The following is a 22737-nucleotide window of genomic DNA, read 5'->3' as shown; positions in this document are numbered from 1 at the left end:
GAATATATAAATTTTAATTTACAATTATGTTTAATCTTATGGTTTCTTTACTTTTGGTAAACAATAAAAATTATGGCTAGAACTCCGTCAAATATGCTTCCTTTAGGAACAAAAGCTCCAAATTTTACACTACCAGATGTCACAGTAGGAATAAGTAAAAGCTTAAACGAACTTAAAGGTGACAAAGGTACAGTTGTGATGTTTATTTGCAATCACTGCCCTTTTGTTATCCATGTAAATGAAGCTTTGGTTGCTATTTCTAAGCATTATATAGAGCTAGGTTTTAATTTTATTGCCATTTCTAGTAACGATGTGGTTAATTACCCTCAAGATTCTCCTGAAAAAATGAAAATTCATGCTAAAGAAAACAACTATCCTTTCCCATACTTATATGATGAAACACAAGAAGTAGCAAAAGCCTATGATGCTGCATGCACACCAGACATTTATCTTTTTAATGACGTTTTAGACTTAGTATATAGAGGACAATTGGACGATTCCAGACCTGGAAATAGTATTCCAGTTACTGGAAGTGATTTAAGGCATGCTTTAGAATGTTTACTAAACAATACTCAAAATACAAATACACAAAAACCAAGTATTGGTTGTAATATTAAGTGGAAATAGTAATTTTTTAAAAACAATATGATTCGTCTTAAAAAAACTGACTCTAAAAACATTGATTTTAGAATGCTTGTAGCACATCTAGACAAAGATTTAGCAATATCTGATGGTGATGAACATGGATTTTATCATCAATTTAATAGTATTGAAACCATTAAATATGCTATTGTCGCTTACAATAATAATATTCCTGTTGCCTGTGGAGCCATTAAACAATATAGTGATTCAACTGTTGAAATAAAACGTATGTATACTTTACCAGGAACAAGAGGTAAAGGTATTGCAACAAAAATTTTGAATGAATTAGAAGAATGGGCTGCTCAATTGGGGTACAAACGTTGTATTCTTGAAACTGGTAAAAAACAGCCAAAAGCTATTTCGCTCTATAAAAAAACTGGTTATAAAATTATTCCTAATTACGATCAATATATTGGTATAGAAAATAGTGTGTGTTTTGAAAAGCTTCTACACTAGTAGCTCTTTATCAAAATAAATTTTTAGCTTATTAATGCTATTATTCAACAGTAATGAAACTACTTATAGAAACTGGGTTTCCATTAGCTGTAAATCCTTCTAGTCGAATTTCAAACTCACCACTATTATCAGAAGTGAAAAAATTAAAAATCAATTCTTTTTCTTCCATTTTTACATTTGGTTCCCAAAGTAATTGACTTCTATAATCTGGAATTCTATTTGTGGTCATAACGTTTTCATAATCTTTTTTGAAATAATTTTTCTTAGGTTGTGGTTTAAACAGTTTAACCATGGTTACATTTTCTTTGGGTAATTCTTTGTAGAAATCTCCATCAAAAGTCTCTACTACAATAAATCCTCCAAATATTTTTGAACCTAGTATAAAATTGGTTTCAGTTCTAGCTATACTTATTTTTTTTATTCTTCTTGAATCATACTCTAAAAACTCATCAAAACTTTGAAGTAAAATTCCATCTACAATAACTCCTGCTGGCTTTTCTAATCTTTCATATGGGTTGAGTGAAGTAACATAAAAATTAGTTTTGTTGTTGTTATCTTTTTGTATGTAACTATCTTTAATAACCTCTATAAAAGTTTCTCTAACCTTTGAAAATCTAGTATAATCATCAAGATAAAAAGTGGCATGATACGTTTCGAAAAAAGGTCTAATAGTATCTATAGGTTTTAATGTATTAGGTTTTAGGCTAAAATAACCGTTTTCAATTTGATTATAAATACTTCGTTGCTCAAGAGGTTTTCTATATTTTGATGAAATTTTCATTTCTCCAAAATCTATAGTATTATAATCAACTGAACTATGCTCATCTAATATTATTCTATAATCTTTATTATCTCTATCCAAGACCTGCAAAACAGCATTTTCGTTATTATAATCATTATTTATATTAAAATAAAAAACACCATTATCATCAGTATTAGCAACTTTAAGAATAAAATCCTTTTCATTAATTGATAGTGAAACTTTCTCTTTTACAGCAGGTTTATCATCAGTTATCTTAATTAATTTACCAGAAATAAGTTCTCCTCGTAATTCTGGCAAATAGTTAATCTTATTTATGTCATGACCACTTTCGCCTTGTTCGCTTACAAAAGTATTGGCAGATTTAGCTTTACTAACCAATCGATCTAGAGCATCTATTTTTCTAATAGAGATTGAATAATTTCCTTTTAAGTTTTTATTGCTTATATTTTTAAGGATTAAAGAGCCTTTTGATCTTTTTTGAAATTTCTTTCTATTTGTAGTGATTTCTAAAAATTGAGAATTCACATTTTCTCTTATTTCATTAACTGTTGCTATATTAAAAGTGGAATCTTGTTTTTCAGAATCTGCTAAAATAGCCTCTTGATTGTTTTGAAAAGGATTTATAACAGCTACATTCCCTTTAAAAAAATAATCGCTCTCAGCATTTTTCATCCATTGCGTATATGCAATTAACATATAGTTTCCTGAATTAACAGATGTAGGAATTACAAAATCTCCATAGCCAACACCAGAATCTAATTTAATTTTATGCTTAAAAACAACCTCATGATTTTCTCCAACAAGTTCAACATAAGCTATTTTACTTAAAGTACTTAATTGATTTACTTTATCATTTAAACAATATACTTTATAATATAAGTTCTCGCCTGCTAAAAAAAGAGAGGAATTTAAATGCACAAAAATACTTTCTTGTGGCAATGTTTCAGTTTGATTAGATACTATGTTAACAGCTTTAGTAATTGATATACTGCTAGCAAAACATATTAATAAAACTATTATTCTTTTTTTCATGATATTAACAATCTATTCTTCCCAAAAATCTGGCACTTCTATATCTGCAAATATTGAGCAATCTCCACACTTAGTTTTAACGACTTGATATGGTGGTTCACCTTCAATAAAATTTTCTGCATGAAATATTACTAGACCTTGCTCAATCATTTCTGCTAAAGTTAATGGTTGTGAAGCATTGGCTTCTATAAACGGCTCCATTATATTACATGTGAAAAAATATGGACGCAAAAACAATTGAGAATCAGGGAAATAATCAGTATAACTAAAAAACACTCTTTTTTCTAAAGTTTTTGCAACTTCAAAAAAACCAATAACTGTTTCTTCTGGGTTATCTAAAGAAGATATATTACCTAAAACAGTTCCTGGTTGGTTTTCAGAAAATACGCTACCAGATTCCGAAAAATCTTTTAAGGTTTCATAATAAGTATAAGCTTCCCTTGAAATTAAGTGTTGCCTAACTAATAAACTATAACGACTTTGTATTTTTGCATTTAGGCGCTTATTAAATTTAACTAGGAATGGGTCTATTTCATTCTCTGAAAACTCACTTGCATTTCTTAAAATAATCTCATTAGATTTAGTTGTACCAAAACAAACTTTTCCATCCTCATTTTCTTTAGCTAATAGTGTTAGTGTTCCATTTTGATTAACTCTTAAATACTCATCAGACCAATAAGGTGGTACAATTTTATAAGTTTCAATGTACTCAAAACGAAAATATCTGGAATCTTCATTTCCTGGCTCAATACTTTCGTAATATATAGCAACACCTTCTGCTCCATCGCTATTTATCGAACTTTGCGTATATAAACTAAAATCTACAACATCGCCTTGCTCTAATTTTTCTTGTTTAGAGCTATATTTTCTACCAGAATTAGTGGTTATCAATAATGTATATTCTCTATCTGGTAAAGCGTTAAACTCAACTTCTGATATATACTTACCAGGCTCCACTTCATTGAATTTATACTCCAAGCCCATGTCTTCAATTATAGAAACATTTGCATTTGTCTCAGCAATAGGAATAACTTCCTCTAATGGGAATGTTCGACTCAATAAAATCTCTTGGAACTTCACCTCATTGGTAAGTAATGCTTCAACTACTAAAAAGTCTTCAAACGTTTCGGTTTTAATTTCATAAGGTTCTACACAGCCAAAAAATAACAAAGGCAACACCCAAAAAACTCGATATTTACTTTTAATTATAGTAGTCATACATTAAAATTTAAAATTATAGGTAATTGTTGGAATTGGGATTGAGAAAATAGAACTCTTGTATGCCTTAACCCTACCATCGTCAGACACAAAAAATACTGAATATGGATTATTTCTTCCTAACACATTGTAGATTGATAAATTCCAAAAGCTATGTGCGAATTTTTTAATTTTATGGTTTCCTTCAACATTAAAACTTACATCTAATCTATAATAATCAGGGATTCTAAATTTGTTTCTTTCACTATAAACCACATACTCCGTATTGTTTAAAACATATTTCCCAGTTGGGTAGGTTACCGGTCTTCCTGTTTGATATACAAAATTGGTTGACACACTATACCTATTAGTGATTTTATAATTTGTTACTAAGCTTAAGTCGTGAGGTTTATCATAATTTGATGAAAAATACTTACCATTATTTATATTTTCACTTAAAAATTCGCTTTCAAATTTGTTCAAGGATTTAGAATAGGTATAACCAATCCATCCATTAAACTTTCCTTTATCTTTTTTAATTAAAAACTCAATGCCATACGCTTTACCTTCTCCTTGCAGTACTTCTCGCTCTATTGTTTCGTTAAGCAACAAATTAGCACCTACTTTATAGTCTAATATATTATCAGACTTTTTAAAATAACCTTCTACACTAAGCTCGTACATATTATCTTTTAAGTTCTTGTAAAAACCTAAAGAGTATTGGTTAACTGATTGTGGTTTGATATTTAAATCGGATAACTTCCAAGTATCAGTAGGTGACACCGTTGTATTGTTAGATAAAGTATGAATGTATTGAATGTTGTTATTAAAGCTTGCCTTAACCGAAAAATCTTCCATTAAAAAATATCTCATAGAAATTCTAGCTTCCAAACCTCCATATTGTTTAATGACTTCATTTTTTTTGTAATACACATTATCTATTAATGTACCTTCAACTTTAGGCTGACCCTCTGCATAAACTCTCTGGGTGGATTCTCCCAAAGACATATAATGTGAGTACCTCAAGCCTGCATCTATTAGTAGCTTTTCATTCACAGTAAAATTATCAGACACAAAAACTGCCGACTCCAAGCCTCTTTCCTTAGGAATGTTTACACCAACAAACCTAGAGTCTGTACCAATAACATCGCGATTACCAGGGTTTACAACATACAACTTACTAGACAATCCATACGTAAATTTATGTGCATCACTATGGTTGTATTTCATTTTTAGTTTTAGCTCTGTTTCATCAATTTTATATCCTAAATCGAAACCTGAATTGGTGCTGTCTTTATAATTTATATTAAACTCATATTGGCTTTTTGCCACTATTATATTAGCATCATTCTTATCATTAACTTTGTGTTCCCAATCAAATGAAAACAGCTTGTTGTTATAACTGTAAAGTGAGTCTGATGTGATACTAAAATCATCTTTACTCATATACGCAGTTGTCTTAACCGTATTGTTTTTGTTTATTTTATGATGGTATTTAGCTACAACATCGTAAAACGAAGCTTTGCTATTATTTAAAGATTCGTCGTCTAAAGATTTTAATATCCAGTTAGAATAGGTGCTTCTACCACCGATTAATAAAGATGATTTTTCTTTTACAACTGGAAGCTCTAATGTTAAGTTACTCATTACTGCACCAATAGAAGCTTCTCCAGAAAATTTCTTGGTATTTCCTTCTTTGGTTTTTATATCGAATACTGATGAGAGCCTTCCACCAAATTCAGCTGGGATATTTCCTTTATAAATACTTGCGTTTTTTGAAGTAAATGGATTTAATGCCGAAAAAATACCGAAAAAATGTGAAGGATTATACACAACTGAATTGTCTAATAAAATTAAATTTTGGTCAGTTTTTCCACCTCGAACATTATATCCAGAAGCACCTTCCCCTGCATTTGTAATTCCTGGTAAAGCAATTGCGACTCTTAATATATCCCTTTCGCCTAATACTAGAGGAATATTCTTAATTTCCTCAACATCAATTAATGACAAACCCGTAACTGCTTTAACTACATTTCTATCTCTATTTGCTTCAATTACTATTTCATCTAATGATTCGAAATCGTCATTAAGTGTAAAATTTAATTCGCCATTGTTGTAGATTATTACCGTTTTTTCAATTTTACCTTTACCAAGTGCACTAACTTCTAAAGTGTTTACTCCTGTTTTTAGTGTTATTTCATAATTCCCTCTATTATTGGTAGTAGTTCCAGTATTATTCTCTTTAACTAAAATAGCAGCATTAGAAATTGGTTCACCAGTAGTTTCATTTTTTATTTTTCCTGTAAGCACAAATGATTTCAAGCTTGTGCTCTTATTTTCTTTACCAATTCTAATAATTTCGTTATTGTTGACTATGACATCATCCTCATAAAACACAGGGTTTAATGTATTTTCCTGCTCTGATTCGTCAATCTGTACTTTTTCTTTCACATCAAAAAAGCCGTCTGGAAGTTTATCATGAATAATATTATTTCGAGTTAAAATAATATTGAAATTAGCATCTATGTAATAATTAATTGGTGTCGTTTTAAAAATATCAGTTAATATTTCATTAATTGTAACATCTTTATAATCTCTAGATATTGTACTATCATCAAACCAATCAGCTATATAAAAAAACTTGTAATTTGTTTTTTCTTCAATACTTTTCAATACATTTTCAATACTAGTATCTTTTAAAGTTATAGATAAGCTCTTAGATTTTTCTTGAGAAAAAACAGATTGAAAGCTAAGAAGAAATATTAATAATACTTTGGTCGTCTTCATTATCAAAATATTATTTTAGTTTAGTCTGTTTTAATTCTTGCAATAGTTGAATTAAAAACTGGCTATAATCTGTTTTTCTGTGTAATCTATTATTTCTATAAAATTTATCAATTTCTTGCTTTAAATTAGGGAATACAGAAACTATATCTTTTTTAGAAGTTAATTCTATGTAAGTCTTATTATACAATAAAACATATTGCTTTTTAGCTTCAACAAATTCTACATACATCTGTTCATTCTGATATAAATCTTTCTTGAACTTTTTATGTTTTATAAAAAGTGTTAAATCTGGACTAATAAAACTCTTTTCGTAAAACCCAAAAATATTATCTGAGTTTGAGCTTGCTTTTGTTATTTTGATAAACTTATGATTGTCAACAGTAAAGCTGTTTATTTTATCTTTAAAAAGGGTAATTATAACTTCCGCCGAATTTCTATTCTTCATTTTTGCTACAACCTCCTGTTCATAAAGATTATATTTAATATTTACACCAAAATAACTCTCTCCATCATAGTCTATAGAGCCTTTTAAAAAATCTGGGGAGTTAAAATAAGAATGAGTATTATTTCCTGCTCTAAATTTTACTTCATACTCTACTCCATTATAAATTCCAATATTATCGATACCAACTGTATTATCAAATAAAGTGTAGACATCCTCGCTTATATTCTGGGTTTGACTATAGGAAAAAATAGGAAAAACAATTAATATAACTTTAAAAAAACTAAGGTAGTTCTTCATATTTTAATTGAATTATAAGATGTTGATTATTACGCTAATATATAATTTCACTTATTAATAAACTAGCAAAAATTGGTAAAAATTGGTAAAAATAAGCTAAACAATCTTTTTTTTAATTATAAACTTCCTAAGCTTAACCACCCTTCTCTTTTAAGTAAATTTTCAATATGTGCATAATGATGATTGCAGTGCCATGCATAAATACCAACATTCTTTTTTAGAACCACTTCTTCGTTATGCTCTGGATGAATAAAACTTTTGTTTAAATCGTCTTCATTTAAACTTTTTAATAAATATACTAACTTAAAGTGTACTGCAGTTAAATGATCTAACGACATTTGTATTGGAGCAAATTTTGCATCAGGTAATTCAGCCCAAAATTGTTCGAAATAGTATTTAATAACTGGTTTCTCTTCGGTTAAAGCCCACTTAAAACGAATGTAACTATGATGATGACTATCGGAAACATGATGTACAACTTGCCTCACTGTCCAACCTTCAGGGCGATATGGCGTATCTAATTGCTCATCATTAAGATGTTTTACTAATTGCTCTAATTTTGATGGAAATTGCTCTAAAACTTCAATCCAATTCTTTAGATGTAGTGATGTTATTTCCTCTGGGCAAATAAACTGCCCGATGGGATACTTTAATTGCTCAAGTGCTTGCTTAGTCATTCAACAAAAATACGGTGGTAATTTTATTTTTTATGAAATTTTAAAAAATCTTTTAAAGTACCATTATATACACGTACAAAGTAAGTTCCATTTTTTAAACTAGAAATATCTAAAGATGATTGCTGAGTACTTTTAGCTTTTTTAAGTAACAATACCTCTCCTTTCTTATTAATAACTTCATATCTAAGGTGAGCCATTCTATTTAGAAAGTATAATGACAAAGTATTATCTGTAACATTTATACCAATACCGCTTGGATTAAATGTAACTGTTGAGCTAGCATAAAATTCACTAGTAGTTTCTAAAAATGCAGTTTCATTACTGTCTTGTGCATTTATTGCCATTGCCGAAAATAGTACTAGCACTAAGGCCAATGTGAGGATTTTTGGTTTCATAGTTCTTTGGATTAACAGCTATGAACTTAATTTACAATGAATTGAAACACAAAAATTGAGGATAAGTGGTGCTTTTTAATCCATAAAAAAACAATGAATACAAAAAAAACCGCCAAAAGGCAGCTTTTTAACTCTTCTACTTTACTAAAAGTATTTATTGTACTGTTACGTTTTGTCAAACTTTAAAAAATCTTTTATTTCTTCAGAAAAAATCCTAACATAATAAGTCCCTTTTTTAAGTTTCGATATATTTAATAGTGTTTTTTTTGCTGTATCTTCTTTCTTACTTAATAATATATCTCCTTTTTTATTAATAATCTCAAATCTTAAATTAGAAACTATATCTCTAAACTCTAAAGCTAAAGTATTATCAAAAGCTAGAATTTTCACACCATTTCTATTAAAGTCAATATTATCAATTGAGAAATCATCTATGGACGAAATAAGCCCTTCTTCTTGAGCAAATACTCCAACGGAAGAAAGGAGCATTATACTTACTGTTAGTAAATATTTTTTGAGGTTCATTGTTCTAAGGATTAATTGCAATAAAATTACTAAACGGCGTCTTAAAAACAAAAATATCCTTACAATTAGTTGTTTTTTCGCGCAAACTAAAATCTAGGAACAAAAAAAGCCGCCAAAAGGCAGCTTTTATTTATAAAAAACTTGCTGTTATTTTACATTCATTAATTCAACATCGAAAATTAAAGTAGCATCTGGAGGAATTACACCACCAGCTCCAGCACTTCCGTAAGCCAAATCGCTTGGTATTACAAAACGTGCCTTATCACCTACTTTTAGTAATTGAATACCTTCATCCCAACCTGGAATTACTTGACCAACACCCAAAGCAAAATCTATTGGCTGATTACGTTTATAAGACGAATCAAAAACAGTTCCATCAGTTAATTGACCCTTGTAATGTACAGATACCGTTTTACCTTTTTCAGCTTTATTACCAGTTCCTTCTTGAAGTACTTGGTAACGCAATCCACTATCAGTTTTGCTAAATCCTGCTGCTAATTTTTCCATTTCGGCTTCGGCTTTAGCTTTCGCTTCTGCTAATCTTTTCTCCCTAGAACCTTCAAAAGTTCTAAACGCTTCTATAGCATTGTATGCTTTTGCATCTGCTCCAACTCTTACAATCTCCAAACTATCAATAACATCTCCTTGAGAAATAGCATCAACAACACTTTGTCCTTCTGCTACTTTACCAAAAACAGTATGCTTACCATCTAACCAAGAAGTCTCTATATGAGTAATGAAAAACTGACTTCCATTGGTTCCAGGTCCAGCATTTGCCATTGATAAAATACCTGGAGCATCATGCTTAAGATCTGGATGAATTTCGTCATCAAATTGGTATCCAGGATTTCCAGTTCCACTCCCTAAAGGACAACCTCCTTGAATCATAAAATCAGGAATAACTCTATGGAATTTTAATCCATCGTAATAAGGGATTCCTTGTGGCTTCACCGAATTTTCTAAATCACCTTCAGCTAAAGCAACAAAATTCCCAACAGTACCAGGAGTTTTTTTGTATTCTAAAGCGACTAATATTTCGCCTTTGCTTGTGTTAAATTTTGCGTATAAACCGTCTTGCATTGTTCTAATTTTTAAGAAAGTGCAAAGATACAAGGATTTATGATTTATGAATTACTAATTAGGAGTTTTTAAACTAAATCATTTCACTATTTGTTTATTATGTTTGTGGAAAATTAGAACTAATGAAGTTTTCTTTAAATAATATACGAACTGTTTTTAATAAAAATAATGCAAGTAGCGAATCTCAAGATACTGCATATATAGAAAAAATAATGGCTTCAATTAAAGAGAAGCCATTTGCTGTTTCTAATAACAACATTATGTTTGCAGGAATGAATGAGCTTGCAGGATATTATTATTTTAGAGCTGTTATTATTGGAAAGTTTAAGATTAAAACATTTAAAGGCGCAGAAATTATTATTAAATGTAAGAGTTTCGAAATGACACTAAAGTCTAACATGAATGAGTTGAAATCTGATTTTGGCGAAGTTCCAAACAGTTTTATCACGGCTATAGATTTTGATATTGAAAAAAAACAAATTGAAAAACTTAATAAATCTAAAATTCAAAGTCTATCTGTAATATCTAAAAAACAAGATGTTACTTTTAAAACTACTGAAGGTGAAAGTTAATTAGCTACTTCACTAATAAATTTGATTCGATATAAGCGTAACTCCTCATCATCATAGTCGCCATCAAACTCTTCTATAGCATCATCTATTTTATCGGTTTCCGATTCCATAAAATAATCATGAATTTCTTCTTGTTGATCTTCATCAAGAATATCATCTAACCAATAATTAATATTTAACTTAGTTCCAGAATAGACAATAGCTTCCATCTCTTTAACAAAATCTTGCATTTGCATGCCTTTTGCTGATGCTATATCATCTAAAGGTAATTTTCTATCAATATTTTGAATAATATATAGTTTTAATGCCGAATTTGTACCAGTAGATTTAACAATCATATCATCTGGTCTAATAATATCATTTTCTTCTACATAGGTAGAAATTAAATCAATAAAATCTTGTCCATATTTTTTAGCTTTTCCTTCTCCAACACCATGAACATTAGACAGTTCATCCATTGAAATTGGATATTTAAGAGCCATATCTTCTAGTGAAGGGTCTTGAAAAATAACAAATGGAGGTACACCAAGTTTTTTAGCGTTTCGCTTACGTAAATCCTTAAGCATTGACATAAGTTTTTCATCTACTGAAACTCCTCCTCCTTTTGTAGCAGTTATTATGCCTGTATCATCTCCTTCATCAAAAAGATGGTCTTCAGCCATCATAAAAGAAGTTGGATTGCTCACAAATTCTCTTCCTAAATCAGTTACTTTTAAAACACCATAAGTTTCTATGTCTTTCCTTAAATAACCAGCTACAAGCACTTGTCTAATAAGTGCCATCCAAAATTTACCGTCTTTATTTTTTCCAATTCCAAAAAATGGCTGAGAGTCCGTTTTATGTGATTTTATTAGTGCGTTTTCTTTTCCAACAATCACATTTACCAAATCTTTGCTCTTATATGTTTCATTTGTTTTAGCGACAACATTTATTAATGTAACAACTTCATCTTTAGCTTCACTTTTCTTTTTAGGATTTCTAACATTATCATCCATATCACCGCCTTCTCCTGTTTCATTATCAAATTCTTCACCAAAATAATGCAAGATGAATTTACGTCTAGAAACAGATGTTTCAGCAAAAGCGACCACTTCTTGTAATAATGCATGACCAATTTCTTGTTCAGCAACTGGTTTTCCAGACATAAACTTTTCAAGTTTTTCAATATCCTTGTAAGCATAGTATGCTAAACAATGGCCTTCTCCCCCATCTCTACCTGCACGACCAGTTTCTTGATAATAACTCTCGATACTCTTTGGAATATCGTGATGGATTACAAAGCGAACATCAGGTTTATCAATTCCCATTCCGAATGCTATAGTAGCAACAACAACATCTGCATCTTCCATTAAGAACATATCTTGATGCTTCACTCTAGTTTTAGCATCTAATCCAGCATGATATGGCACAGCATTTATGCCATTTACCTGTAACACTTGAGCTAGTTCTTCAACGCGCTTTCTGCTTAAACAGTAAACAATTCCAGATTTACCATCATTTTGTTTGATAAAACGAATAATATCAGCATCAACAGATTTTGTTTTTGGGCGAACTTCATAAAATAAGTTTGGTCTATTAAATGATGCTTTAAACGTTGTTGCATCTGTTATACCCAAATTCTTTAAAATGTCTTCTTGAACCTTTGGAGTTGCAGTAGCAGTTAAACCAACCATTGGTATATTATCTCCAATACGTTTAATAATATGCCTTAAGTTTCTGTACTCTGGTCTAAAATCGTGTCCCCATTCACTAATACAATGCGCTTCATCTATAGCCATAAAAGAAATTGTTTGAGATTTTAAAAACTCAACATTCTCTTCTTTGGTTAGTGATTCGGGAGCTACATATAGTAGTTTTGTAATTCCATTTTTAATATCAGACTTTACACGTTTAACTTCCGTTTTATTTAAGGAAGAATTTAACACGTGTGCAACGCCTTCTTCATCAGACACGCCTCTAATAGCATCAACTTGGTTCTTCATTAAGGCTATTAAAGGAGATACCACAATGGCAGTTCCTTCTTTCATTAATGCAGGAAGTTGGTAGCAAAGTGATTTTCCACCACCAGTTGGCATAATTACAAATGTATTATTGCCAGCTACTACGCTTTTAATTACTTCTTCTTGGAGTCCTTTAAATTTATCAAACCCAAAATATTTTTTTAAGGCTTGGTGCAGATCGTTTTCATCAAAACTCATTAATCCCTCAGTTTCTTTATTATGCTAAATCAAAATTTATTAAAAGAGTTATAAATATTCAAATTTAGAGAACTCCCATTAATTTTTTTCGTTTTTTTGTATTAGAAATTTATTTACTTAAAAGTAATACATTTTAATTGACTTTTAAAGATAGTAAAATCTTTAAAATACATCAAACTCAAAAAATATAAATTTTGAATACTTCAAAATCTATTTTAAAGATTGCCAAAGACACAATAAAAATGGAGAGCAATGCTATTGCAAATCTCTCTGATTTATTGGATGACAACTTTTCAAAATCAGTAGAGCTTATTTACAAATCTAAAGGACGCGTTATAATTACTGGTATTGGCAAAAGCGCTATTATCGCCAATAAAATTGTTGCAACCCTTAATTCTACTGGCACACCAGCCGTTTTTATGCATGCAGCAGATGCAATTCATGGTGACCTAGGACTTATACTAGAAGATGATGTTGTGGTTTGTATTTCTAAAAGTGGTAACACACCAGAAATTAAAGTATTAGTCCCTCTTATTAAAAATGGACCAAATAAAATGATTGCTATTACTGGAAATACAGAATCGTTTTTAGGTCAAAATGCCGATTTTGTTTTAAACACTTTTGTAGAAAAAGAAGCTTGCCCTAACAATTTAGCTCCAACAACAAGTACAACAGCACAATTAGTGATGGGAGATGCATTGGCAGTTTGCTTATTGGAATTACGTGGGTTTTCTAGTAAGGACTTTGCAAAATATCATCCAGGAGGTGCTTTAGGAAAAAAACTATACTTACGTGTTAGTGATATTTCTTCGGTAAATCTAAAGCCTAAAGTTAAAAAAGACACAAAAATTAAAGATGTTATTATTGAGATATCCGAAAAAATGTTAGGTGTGACTGCCGTTGTAGAAAACAATAAAGTTATTGGTATTATTACAGATGGAGATTTAAGACGTATGCTTAGTAAAACAGAGAATTTCTCTAAGCTTACAGCAAAAGATATTATGGGTTCTAATCCTAAGTGTATTGATAACGATGCAATGGCTGTGGACGCAATGGAACTTATGGAGGTCAACGATATATCGCAATTATTAGTTGAAGAAAACGGCAAGTATGCTGGTGTTGTTCACTTACACGACCTTATTAAAGAAGGAATACTATAATGACAAAGAAAAATGTAAATGAGATGTCTTTTTTAGACCATCTGGAAGATTTAAGATGGCATTTAATTAGAGCTACTTCCGCCATTGTAATTGTGGGAACATTAGCTTTTATTTTTAGTCGCTCAATATTTAAACTTATCATTTTTGCTCCTACGGAGATGAGTTTTCCAACATATCGCCTATTATGCAAAGCGGCTCAATTTATTAATGTCGAAACTACATTTTGTGCTGGAGAACTACCAATGATGATTCAAAATAGAACGATGGCTGGACAGTTTTCAGCAGATATTTGGACCTCTATTTTGGCTGGTTTTATTATTGCATTTCCTTATGTGATTTATCAATTATGGAAATTTATTAGTCCTGGTATGCACCCAAATGAACAAAAACACTCCAAAGGATTTATTATCATTTGTTCGTTTTTATTTTTCTTAGGTGTTTTGTTTGGGTATTATATAGTAACACCACTATCCATTAATTTCTTAGCAAATTATAGCATCTCCGATATGGTAGAGAACCAAATTGATATAGGTTCGTATATCGCCTTAGTAAGATCAGCTGCTTTAGCATCAGGTTTGGTTTTCGAATTACCAATAATTATCTATTTCTTAACAAAAATAGGTTTGGTAACACCTGAATTCTTAAAAAAGTATCGCAAATATGCGTTGGTAATAGTGTTGATATTATCAGCAATTATTACACCTCCAGATATTGCGAGTCAAATTATTGTTGCTATCCCTATTATAATATTATATCAAGTCAGTATATATATATCTAAAGTTGTAATAAGAAATCAAAAGAGAAAGGAAGCAAAACATGCCTAACATAGTTGAAGAATTTAACGAGTATCGCGAGCGAATGAATGATAAAATTCTAGGCGATAATAATAAAATAATAAAGCGCATTTTTAACCTTGACACAAATGCTTATCAAGCTGGTGCTTTGGATGTTAAAACTAAAGAGTTACTAGGCTTAGTAGCTTCTGCTGTGTTGCGTTGTGATGATTGTGTACGTTATCATTTAGAAACGTGTCACAAAGAAGGATTAAAAAAAGAAGAAGTTGTAGAAGCTTTAAGTATAGCTACTTTAGTAGGAGGTACTATTGTGATTCCGCATTTAAGACGTGCTTATGAATTTTGGGATGCTCTAGAACAACAAGGTTAAATAATTTATAAAGTAGGTACGCAATTCTAGTAGCTTATATGTTTTTACTATTTTTAGCGTTCATTAGAAGTATATGATTTTAAAAGCCAATAATTTAATGAAGTCCTATAGTGGACGAAAAGTTGTAAAAGATGTCTCTCTTGAAGTTAATCAAGGTGAGATTGTTGGACTACTTGGACCCAATGGTGCTGGTAAAACCACCTCTTTTTACATGATTGTTGGTTTAATAAAACCTAATGGCGGAAAGATATTTTTAGACAATACAGAAATCACCAACTATCCAATGTACAAACGTGCACAAAACGGGATTGGTTATTTGGCGCAAGAAGCTTCGGTTTTTAGAAAATTAAGTATTGAAGATAATATTTTGAGTGTCTTGCAGCTTACCAAACTTTCAAAGAAAGAACAGCATGACAAAATGGAGTCGCTCATTGACGAATTTGGGCTTGGACATATACGTAAAAGTCGTGGTGATTTATTGTCTGGTGGTGAACGTCGTCGTACCGAAATTGCACGTGCTTTAGCTACAGATCCAAGCTTTATTTTATTAGATGAACCTTTTGCAGGAGTTGACCCTGTTGCCGTTGAGGATATACAACGCATTGTAGCTAAACTCACCAAAAAGAATATTGGTATTTTAATTACCGACCATAACGTACAAGAAACTCTAGCAATTACCGATAGAACTTATTTAATGTTTGAAGGTAGTATTCTTAAAGCTGGAAAACCTGAAGAATTGGCTGCCGATGAAATGGTGCGTAAGGTGTATTTAGGACAGAATTTTGAGCTTCGTAAAAAGAAGTTAGAATTCTAAAAGCATTTATTTGTTAATTCTTGGATTTGTCTAATTGACTATCAATCTTGTAAAAGCATTGAATCTACTGATTACAAAAAAGACTAATTTTTAATTAACCTTATCAATCCTTTAATCAACTTAAACCCTAAAAGAGCCAAAATTCCAACTCCCAAACCAATAACAAAATCTCTTAAAATGGCTGGCCAAGACTCTAAAAAGTGATGTAAGTATTCAATATTATGCACAAAAATTCCACCAGCCACCAACAATAGCGCAATGGTACCAATAACAGACAATGATTTAATAATTAATGGTAAAGCATTAACTAATAGCTTACCAATAAATCTTAAAAAGTTTTTTTTACCATTACTCATTTGTACTAATCGTAAACCTAAATCGTCCATCCTCACAATTAGAGCCACAATACCATACACACCAACTGTGGCAATGATAGCTACTACCGTAACTACTAGTATTTGAGTTAGTAATGGTTCATTAATTACAGTTCCTAAAGCAATAATGACAATTTCAACAGACAAGATAAAATCGGTTATAATTGCCGATTTAATTTTCTTTTTTTCTGTCTCTAGAATAGCATCTTTTGATACATTATCCGTTCTTACAATATGCTTTTCATGAGAATGTGGTACAAAATATTCATAAATTTTTTCTACTCCCTCAAACGCTAAATACACTGCTCCTAAAAGCAGAATAACCGTTACTGCCCAAGGTAAAAAAGCACTCAATAAAAATGCTATTGGGAGTATAATTAGCTTATTTAAAAAAGAACCTTTGGTAATTGCCCATAGCACAGGTAATTCTCTAGACGACACAAATCCAGAAGCTTTTTCGGCATTTACTGCTAAATCATCCCCTAAAATTCCTGCTGTTTTTTTAGTGCTGATTTTACTCATGGCTACTACATCATCCATAAGCACTGAAATATCGTCAAGTAATGCAAAAAATCCTGATGCCATTAAGGTTGTTTTTTATTTAAAACAGAAATAATAATGTAAGCTAAAATAATTAGTGGAATAGCAGCAAACTGAAAAACAATTAGCAAAACAGCTGCTAACACAATTAGCAAATATCTTGCAGCATTATCCTGAAAATTCCAAGTTTTAAATTTCAGAGCTAACAGCTTAATATTGGCATTTAGGAGATAGCAACTCACTAGTGTAATCAAAATTAAGAACCATTTATTTAAGATGATAGAATTCATCATATCATTATCTTGAAACTCCATAATTAATGGAAACGACAAAATAAGTAACGTATTTGCTGGTGTTGGTAGGCCTATAAAGCTATCTGTTTGATTCTCGTCTATATTAAAATTTGCTAAACGGTAAGCTGATGCTAAAGTTATTAGTAATCCAATTAGTGGTAAAAATGTAGATAACTCTGGTAAATCAACAGCATACCCAACTGTTTTATTTAATCCAAGTGAACTCCAAGAACTTGAACTCATATCTAACAGCTGAAACATTACAATTCCTGGTAACAATCCACTAGTTACCATGTCTGCCAAAGAATCTAACTGCAAACCTAATTCGCTTTGCGCATTGAGTTTTCTAGCTAAAAAGCCGTCAAAAAAGTCAAAGAAAATACCCATAAAAGCAAAAAATGATGCTGTGACTAAAGAGCCATTTACGGCAAAAATTACAGCAATACTTCCGCAGAAAAGATTTAAAAGTGTTACAAAATTTGGAATATGTTTAATCAAGCTGAAAATATTTAGTGAAGTAAAAATAATAAACTATTTGAGTTGAACTCTAAAAAAGAACAATATCTATTACAATTTTGAGTTTAAAAGGTTGAAAAATATTATGCATCTTTGCATAAAAGAAATTGCCTTTTGAAAACGTACTTAGCTTCGTTATTTATTTTATGTATCACCATTGCTTCAGCGCAAACTACTAGGAAATATTCTAACGAGTTTATGAATATTGGCGTGGATGCTGCAGCACTTGGTATGAGTAATGCTGTGGTAGCAACAACTAACGACGTTAATTCTGGTTATTGGAATCCTGCTGGTTTGGTGCATATAGAAGATAACCAAATAGCATTAATGCACTCTAGTTACTTTGCTAACATTGCGAACTACAATTATATTGCATTTGCAAAACCTTTAGACGACAGAAGTGCTATTGGTATTTCTATTATTAGATTTGGTGTTGATGACATACTAGATACAACACAATTGATTGATGAACAAGGCAATGTAAATTACGATAACATTAATTTGTTTTCGGCTGCCGATTATGGTTTTACATTTTCTTATGCTAGAAAGCTACCAATTGAAGGTTTAAACTATGGTGTGAATGCCAAAGTAATACGACGTGTTATTGGTGACTTTGCCTCATCTTGGGGTTTTGGTTTAGATTTTGGAGTACAATTTGAACGTAATGATTGGCAATTTGGTGTGATGATAAGAGATATTACCACCACTTTTAATGCTTGGGCTATAGACGAAGAAAAACTAGCAGATATACAAGATGCCATTCCAGGAGAAAACCAAGAAGCGCCTGAAGGCACCGAAATTACCTTGCCAAAAATGCAAATTGGTATGTCTAAACTATTTGAATTTAATTACGATTATACGCTTAGAACTGAACTTGACTTAAATGTTAGGTTTGCAGAAAATAATGATATTATATCTACCTCTTTTGCAAGTATAAATCCTGCTTTAGGATTTGAGTTTGGTTATACCGATATGGTGTTTTTACGTGCTGGCTTAGGAAATTTTCAAAATGAATTACAAATAGATAATACCGAACAGTTAAGTTTTCAGCCAAATTTTGGTATTGGTTTTAAATACAAAGGCATTCAAATTGATTATGCGTTTACAGATATTGGTGACCAAAGTGCTGCATTATATTCTAACGTCTTTTCAGTAAAATTAGATTTTAGTATTTTTAGATAATGAAGATAAAACTACTTTTGCTATTACTTTTTCTTTGTTGTACTACATCGAATGCTCAATTAAAGCTTTCAGACCAAGCGGAAATAAGTGTGCTTACTATTGGCCCAGGTACTCTGTTAATGGATGCTTTTGGGCATAATGGTTTTAGAGTACGTGATAGAGAACGAATGTTAGATGTAGTATTTAATTATGGTACGTTTGATTTTGACACCCCAAATTTCTACTTAAAATTTGCTCAAGGGAAGCTTAACTATAGACTAGAGCATAATCCTTATGATGACTTTTTTCAATACTATATTGCGCAAAATAGATCTATAGACGAGCAAATTTTAGATTTAACACGAACACAAAAACAGCAGGTTTTTGATTTTCTATTGAATAATGCAAAGCCAGAAAACAAATACTATCTCTACGACTTCTTTTATGATAATTGTGCTACTAAAATGAAAGATGTGCTAAAAGCTTCATTAAATGAACAAATCACTTTTACCAAACCAAATAACTTTAATGCAAAAACCTTTAGAGGATTAATTCATGAACAGGTAAATAAAAACTCTTGGGGAAGCTTAGGAATTGATGTTGCTTTAGGTTCGGTAATTGATAAAAAAGCAACACCAGAAGAGCATATGTTTCTTCCAAAGTTTATTCATTCTTTTTTTGACAAAACAACCTTCACCAGTTCAAACAAACCGCTTGTAAAAGAATTGCGCTCGCTTTATAAAAAAGTGGACAAGCCTATATCAAGTTCATTTTTTACGAGTCCATTAATGGTTTTTAGTTTATTAGGAGCCTTAATTTTATGGATTACTTACCAAGATTATAAAAAAGATGTTCGTAGTAAATGGCTAGACATTGGTTTATTCTCTATTACTGGTTTAATAGGTGTATTTTTATTAATATTATGGTTTGCTACAGATCATACTACTACAGCAAACAATTACAATTTATTATGGGCTGTTCCTATTAACTTATTTGTTATAAAACAACTACTTAAACCTGCACCTAAAAAATGGTTTATAAAGTATTTGAAATTTTTAATAATCATGTTATGCCTTTTAACATTACATTGGATAATAGGAGTTCAAGTATTTGCTATTGGGTTAATTCCGCTATTTATAGCTCTTTTAGTAAGATATGTTTTTTTGATAAAATTTCACAATCAAAGTAACTAGACTACTGTCCTCTATAATATACCATTGTACTCAAAGTTTTTACAATAATATTTATATCTAAAAAGAAGCTTCGATGCTTAATATAATATAAGTCGTACTGCAACTTCACTAAACTGTCTTCGATAGAGGAACCATAACGACTATTTACTTGAGCCCAACCAGACAAACCTGGTTTTATAGTATGCCTCGTTTCATAAAAAGGAATCACTCTTGAAAGCTCTTTTACAAAAAATGGACGTTCTGGTCTTGGACCAATAATACTCATATCTCCTTTAAGTACATTTATAAATTGGGGGATTTCGTCAAGGCGTGATCGCCTTAAAAATCGTCCAAACGATGTAACTCTATGGTCATTTTTATCTGCCCATTTCACACCATCTTTTTCAGCGTTTTTAACCATTGTTCTAAACTTATATATTTTAAATGGCTTTCCGTTTTTACCTACACGTGTTTGAACATATAATAGCTTGCCTTTATTTCCTATTAAATTTCCAACTAAAACCAATGGTAACAACAATACTCCAATTACAATTCCCAATATTGAGCATACTAAATCCATTAGACGGTGGTAAAGCATATAAAGCTTATTTTGGCTACTTCTACTAAATGGAAAATATTTATAAAAGTCTTTACCAACAAATTGTACAGGAATACGCTTTGTGATTTCTTCAAAAACTTGGGTATATTCTCTAATAATAAATCCTCTTTCTAAAAGATGTGTTAACTCGTTATAAGTGTATGGTGTAATAGTTTCAGAATCATTAATAGCAATCACAATTTCTGATATACCTTCTTCTCTAATTGTTTTTTGAAGGTTTCCTGCACTAAATTCCTTTAAACCTTTAAACTTTACGGTTTCATTGCTAGAAACATTACTATTTATATAACCTACAATCTTATAATTAGGGTCGGAAGTACTGAAAGCATTTACAAGGTTTTCTATATTAGAAACTTCCCCTAACACAATTACTTTTTTATAAAATCTTGGGGATGCAATAAATGTTACATAGGCGTAACGCCATATAAAAATTGCAGTTACAATAGATAAATAGAAGTAAACTATCTCCAATCTATGGTCTGGTAAAACTGGAGTTATAATTGGAGTAAATAAATAAAACAGTACAGTAACAGACACTGTAATAACTATATTTTTAAAGGTAGTATCAAGTTTACTTGATTGCTTTAAGTTGTATAATTCGAATATAGTACCAAAGACTGTCAAATAAAACCCAAGTACAAGTGACCAAAGCCATTGTTCTTTTGTAACTAAAAAATAATCGAATTGAAAATAATAACCAATAAGTTCGAGAGCTAATAAAACAGCAAGAATATCAAAAACACGCAAAAGGACTTTGCGCTCAGAAATTTCAAAATGGATTCCTTTATTTTTTGACATCGTATAAATTGACAGGATAAAGATACTAAGTAAAATAATTTTGAGCTACTTGTCATTGTAATATATTATGCCATAAGCCTTTAATATTACTCCAATCGAATTTTTCAACTTGTTTTCTAGCATTATTCACTAGGTGTTTAGCAGTTTCTTCATTTTTACAAATCGTATTAATTGCCTTAACCATATCGCAAATATCATTCTCATTGACAAGAATTCCCGTTTTATTATCTTCTATTAAAAAAGGCATACCTCCAACATTAGTAGACACAATTGGTAACCCCAAAGCCATGGCCTCCATTACACTAATAGGCGCATTATCTACATTTGTAGTATTTATAAAAATATTATAATTTTCAGCCTTTTTATGCCATTCTTTTTTTGATAACATTCCTGTAAACTCAACACTATTTTCTAGCTCTAATTCCTTGACCAAAGTTTTACAAGATTCTAACGAATTATCCTTTTCTGGACCAACCATACATAAAATTGCTTCTGGATATTCCCTTTTTATCTTGCTCAACGCTTTAATAGCCATTTCAGGGTTATAAATACTTGCAAATGCTCGTACAAATAACAACTTAGGAAAAGAGATTTCCCTTTGAAGAAATGTATATTTTTCAATTTCTAAAATATTAGGAATAAAAATTGACTCAAATCCTCTTTTATTAAATTCATGTTTTAAATAATTTGAAACAGCAATATTTTTGTAAGAATTGGTAAAAATTCCGTGACTAAGTTTTGGAGATTTATCTAATCTAGATGGTAAATCACCACCATGAAGAATAGGAATATACCTGAGTTTTAAAAACCTACACAACTGACTCGTACTAATAGCATAATAAAAATTTTTAGTACTGTAAGTATCTATTAACACAAAATCTATTTTTTTACGATACTTCATAATTGCCCAAAGCATTGATAGCAATCGTAAAAATTGATTATTTAATGACGAAGAAATTTTGACTGAATAACCTTCATTTATTAAAAGATTACTCAATAATGTTAACGTTGTTTGATTTGTTAACTTCGATTTTAAATTATTTCCAATGTATAATATCAT

The 22737-nt window shown here is 30.6% G+C and carries 22 protein-coding genes; 9 read left to right on the top strand and 13 right to left on the bottom strand.

What is annotated here, in order from left to right:
- The first annotated feature begins 72 nt into the window (after positions 1-72).
- Positions 73-627: a thioredoxin family protein gene (locus tag ABGB03_RS03895; RefSeq protein ID WP_347925002.1), complete on the top strand. Its 555-nt coding sequence runs from the start codon at positions 73-75 to the stop codon at positions 625-627.
- Positions 628-645: 18 nt separating this feature from the next.
- Positions 646-1098: a GNAT family N-acetyltransferase gene (locus ABGB03_RS03890; protein WP_347925000.1), complete on the top strand. Its 453-nt coding sequence runs from the start codon at positions 646-648 to the stop codon at positions 1096-1098.
- A gap of 40 nt (positions 1099-1138) precedes the next feature.
- Here the strand turns inward: ABGB03_RS03890 and ABGB03_RS03885 are convergent, their stop codons facing one another.
- The 8 genes from ABGB03_RS03885 to ABGB03_RS03850 all read right to left on the bottom strand — a co-directional run bounded on the left by ABGB03_RS03885 (position 1139) and on the right by ABGB03_RS03850 (position 10296).
- Entirely contained in the window at positions 1139-2893 is a 1755-nt protein-coding gene (locus tag ABGB03_RS03885) for a hypothetical protein (RefSeq protein ID WP_347924998.1), read from the bottom strand.
- A 12-nt stretch (positions 2894-2905) separates the two neighbouring features.
- Positions 2906-4111, bottom strand: a complete 1206-nt coding sequence (locus tag ABGB03_RS03880; RefSeq protein WP_347924997.1) for a DUF4249 domain-containing protein — start codon at positions 4109-4111, stop codon at positions 2906-2908.
- 3 nt (positions 4112-4114) lie between these two features.
- Complete coding sequence (locus ABGB03_RS03875; RefSeq protein WP_347924995.1) at positions 4115-6877, bottom strand: carboxypeptidase-like regulatory domain-containing protein; 2763 nt, start codon at positions 6875-6877, stop codon at positions 4115-4117.
- Positions 6878-6887: 10 nt separating this feature from the next.
- Positions 6888-7619, bottom strand: coding sequence for a hypothetical protein (locus ABGB03_RS03870; RefSeq protein ID WP_347924993.1), 732 nt, complete (start codon positions 7617-7619; stop codon positions 6888-6890).
- Between the two features lie 116 nt (positions 7620-7735).
- A complete protein-coding gene (locus tag ABGB03_RS03865; protein WP_347924991.1) occupies positions 7736-8296 on the bottom strand; it encodes a YfiT family bacillithiol transferase in 561 nt (186 codons plus the stop codon).
- Positions 8297-8319: 23 nt separating this feature from the next.
- Positions 8320-8691 carry a T9SS type A sorting domain-containing protein gene (locus ABGB03_RS03860; RefSeq protein WP_347924989.1) on the bottom strand — a complete coding sequence of 124 codons (372 nt, stop codon included), beginning with the start codon at positions 8689-8691 and terminating at the stop codon, positions 8320-8322.
- A gap of 165 nt (positions 8692-8856) precedes the next feature.
- Complete coding sequence (locus ABGB03_RS03855) at positions 8857-9216, bottom strand: hypothetical protein (protein WP_347924987.1); 360 nt, start codon at positions 9214-9216, stop codon at positions 8857-8859.
- A gap of 147 nt (positions 9217-9363) precedes the next feature.
- Positions 9364-10296: a peptidylprolyl isomerase gene (locus ABGB03_RS03850; protein ID WP_347924985.1), complete on the bottom strand. Its 933-nt coding sequence runs from the start codon at positions 10294-10296 to the stop codon at positions 9364-9366.
- A 122-nt stretch (positions 10297-10418) separates the two neighbouring features.
- Here ABGB03_RS03850 and ABGB03_RS03845 point away from each other — a divergent pair, with 122 nt between their 5' ends.
- Positions 10419-10868 carry a hypothetical protein gene (locus ABGB03_RS03845; protein ID WP_347924983.1) on the top strand — a complete coding sequence of 150 codons (450 nt, stop codon included), beginning with the start codon at positions 10419-10421 and terminating at the stop codon, positions 10866-10868.
- Here the strand turns inward: ABGB03_RS03845 and recQ are convergent.
- Entirely contained in the window at positions 10865-13066 is a 2202-nt protein-coding gene (gene recQ, locus ABGB03_RS03840) for a DNA helicase RecQ (protein ID WP_347924981.1), read from the bottom strand. The genes ABGB03_RS03845 and recQ overlap by 4 nt on opposite strands.
- A 242-nt stretch (positions 13067-13308) precedes the next feature.
- On the opposite strand from recQ, the gene ABGB03_RS03835 reads away from it, so the two are divergent.
- The 4 genes from ABGB03_RS03835 to lptB all read left to right on the top strand — a co-directional run bounded on the left by ABGB03_RS03835 (position 13309) and on the right by lptB (position 16204).
- Positions 13309-14226: a KpsF/GutQ family sugar-phosphate isomerase gene (locus tag ABGB03_RS03835; RefSeq protein WP_347926369.1), complete on the top strand. Its 918-nt coding sequence runs from the start codon at positions 13309-13311 to the stop codon at positions 14224-14226.
- Positions 14226-15050: a twin-arginine translocase subunit TatC gene (tatC, locus tag ABGB03_RS03830; RefSeq protein ID WP_347924979.1), complete on the top strand. Its 825-nt coding sequence runs from the start codon at positions 14226-14228 to the stop codon at positions 15048-15050. The genes ABGB03_RS03835 and tatC overlap by 1 nt, the downstream gene beginning before the upstream one ends.
- Positions 15043-15390, top strand: a complete 348-nt coding sequence (locus tag ABGB03_RS03825) for a carboxymuconolactone decarboxylase family protein (protein ID WP_347924977.1) — start codon at positions 15043-15045, stop codon at positions 15388-15390. Before tatC ends, ABGB03_RS03825 begins: the two co-directional genes overlap by 8 nt.
- 73 nt (positions 15391-15463) lie before the next feature.
- Complete coding sequence (gene lptB / locus ABGB03_RS03820; protein ID WP_347924975.1) at positions 15464-16204, top strand: LPS export ABC transporter ATP-binding protein; 741 nt, start codon at positions 15464-15466, stop codon at positions 16202-16204.
- 83 nt (positions 16205-16287) lie between these two features.
- On the opposite strand, the gene ABGB03_RS03815 is transcribed toward lptB, so the two are convergent.
- Both ABGB03_RS03815 and ABGB03_RS03810 read right to left on the bottom strand, forming a co-directional pair.
- Entirely contained in the window at positions 16288-17163 is an 876-nt protein-coding gene (locus ABGB03_RS03815; protein ID WP_347924973.1) for a DUF808 domain-containing protein, read from the bottom strand.
- Complete coding sequence (locus ABGB03_RS03810; protein ID WP_347924971.1) at positions 17163-17909, bottom strand: CDP-alcohol phosphatidyltransferase family protein; 747 nt, start codon at positions 17907-17909, stop codon at positions 17163-17165. The genes ABGB03_RS03815 and ABGB03_RS03810 overlap by 1 nt, the downstream gene beginning before the upstream one ends.
- A 216-nt stretch (positions 17910-18125) precedes the next feature.
- On the opposite strand from ABGB03_RS03810, the gene ABGB03_RS03805 reads away from it, so the two are divergent.
- Positions 18126-19109, top strand: a complete 984-nt coding sequence (locus ABGB03_RS03805; RefSeq protein WP_347926368.1) for a PorV/PorQ family protein — start codon at positions 18126-18128, stop codon at positions 19107-19109.
- Positions 19109-20281 (top strand): DUF4105 domain-containing protein, encoded by a 1173-nt coding sequence (locus tag ABGB03_RS03800; protein WP_347924969.1) that lies wholly within the window; start codon positions 19109-19111, stop codon positions 20279-20281. Before ABGB03_RS03805 ends, ABGB03_RS03800 begins: the two co-directional genes overlap by 1 nt.
- A 1-nt stretch (position 20282) precedes the next feature.
- Here the strand turns inward: ABGB03_RS03800 and ABGB03_RS03795 are convergent, their stop codons facing one another.
- Together ABGB03_RS03795 and ABGB03_RS03790 are read right to left on the bottom strand one after the other, a co-directional pair.
- Positions 20283-21677, bottom strand: a complete 1395-nt coding sequence (locus ABGB03_RS03795) for a sugar transferase (protein WP_347924967.1) — start codon at positions 21675-21677, stop codon at positions 20283-20285.
- 52 nt (positions 21678-21729) lie between these two features.
- On the bottom strand, positions 21730-22737 hold the full coding sequence (locus ABGB03_RS03790) for a glycosyltransferase family 4 protein (RefSeq protein ID WP_347924965.1): 1008 nt from the start codon (positions 22735-22737) through the stop codon (positions 21730-21732).

Source organism: Pontimicrobium sp. SW4 (assembly GCF_039954625.1).
Classification (GTDB): Bacteria; Bacteroidota; Bacteroidia; order Flavobacteriales; family Flavobacteriaceae; genus Pontimicrobium.
The sequence above is the reverse complement of the archived record's forward strand: the minus strand, read 5'-3'. Positions and strand labels throughout refer to the sequence as shown.

Excerpts from the sequence above, each read along its gene's own strand:
- ABGB03_RS03895 (WP_347925002.1), top strand. The coding sequence starts at position 73 with ATGGCTAGAACTCCGTCAAATATGCTTCCTTTAGGAACAAAAGCTCCA.
- ABGB03_RS03890 (WP_347925000.1), top strand. The coding sequence starts at position 646 with ATGATTCGTCTTAAAAAAACTGACTCTAAAAACATTGATTTTAGAATG.
- ABGB03_RS03885 (WP_347924998.1), bottom strand. The coding sequence starts at position 2,893 with ATGAAAAAAAGAATAATAGTTTTATTAATATGTTTTGCTAGCAGTATA.
- ABGB03_RS03880 (WP_347924997.1), bottom strand. The coding sequence starts at position 4,111 with ATGACTACTATAATTAAAAGTAAATATCGAGTTTTTTGGGTGTTGCCT.
- ABGB03_RS03875 (WP_347924995.1), bottom strand. The coding sequence starts at position 6,877 with ATGAAGACGACCAAAGTATTATTAATATTTCTTCTTAGCTTTCAATCT.
- ABGB03_RS03870 (WP_347924993.1), bottom strand. The coding sequence starts at position 7,619 with ATGAAGAACTACCTTAGTTTTTTTAAAGTTATATTAATTGTTTTTCCT.
- ABGB03_RS03865 (WP_347924991.1), bottom strand. The coding sequence starts at position 8,296 with ATGACTAAGCAAGCACTTGAGCAATTAAAGTATCCCATCGGGCAGTTT.
- ABGB03_RS03860 (WP_347924989.1), bottom strand. The coding sequence starts at position 8,691 with ATGAAACCAAAAATCCTCACATTGGCCTTAGTGCTAGTACTATTTTCG.
- ABGB03_RS03855 (WP_347924987.1), bottom strand. The coding sequence starts at position 9,216 with ATGAACCTCAAAAAATATTTACTAACAGTAAGTATAATGCTCCTTTCT.
- ABGB03_RS03850 (WP_347924985.1), bottom strand. The coding sequence starts at position 10,296 with ATGCAAGACGGTTTATACGCAAAATTTAACACAAGCAAAGGCGAAATA.
- ABGB03_RS03845 (WP_347924983.1), top strand. The coding sequence starts at position 10,419 with ATGAAGTTTTCTTTAAATAATATACGAACTGTTTTTAATAAAAATAAT.
- recQ (WP_347924981.1), bottom strand. The coding sequence starts at position 13,066 with ATGAGTTTTGATGAAAACGATCTGCACCAAGCCTTAAAAAAATATTTT.
- ABGB03_RS03835 (WP_347926369.1), top strand. The coding sequence starts at position 13,309 with ATGGAGAGCAATGCTATTGCAAATCTCTCTGATTTATTGGATGACAAC.
- tatC (WP_347924979.1), top strand. The coding sequence starts at position 14,226 with ATGACAAAGAAAAATGTAAATGAGATGTCTTTTTTAGACCATCTGGAA.
- ABGB03_RS03825 (WP_347924977.1), top strand. The coding sequence starts at position 15,043 with ATGCCTAACATAGTTGAAGAATTTAACGAGTATCGCGAGCGAATGAAT.
- lptB (WP_347924975.1), top strand. The coding sequence starts at position 15,464 with ATGATTTTAAAAGCCAATAATTTAATGAAGTCCTATAGTGGACGAAAA.
- ABGB03_RS03815 (WP_347924973.1), bottom strand. The coding sequence starts at position 17,163 with ATGGCATCAGGATTTTTTGCATTACTTGACGATATTTCAGTGCTTATG.
- ABGB03_RS03805 (WP_347926368.1), top strand. The coding sequence starts at position 18,126 with ATGAATATTGGCGTGGATGCTGCAGCACTTGGTATGAGTAATGCTGTG.
- ABGB03_RS03800 (WP_347924969.1), top strand. The coding sequence starts at position 19,109 with ATGAAGATAAAACTACTTTTGCTATTACTTTTTCTTTGTTGTACTACA.
- ABGB03_RS03795 (WP_347924967.1), bottom strand. The coding sequence starts at position 21,677 with ATGTCAAAAAATAAAGGAATCCATTTTGAAATTTCTGAGCGCAAAGTC.
- ABGB03_RS03790 (WP_347924965.1), bottom strand. The coding sequence starts at position 22,737 with ATGATATTATACATTGGAAATAATTTAAAATCGAAGTTAACAAATCAA.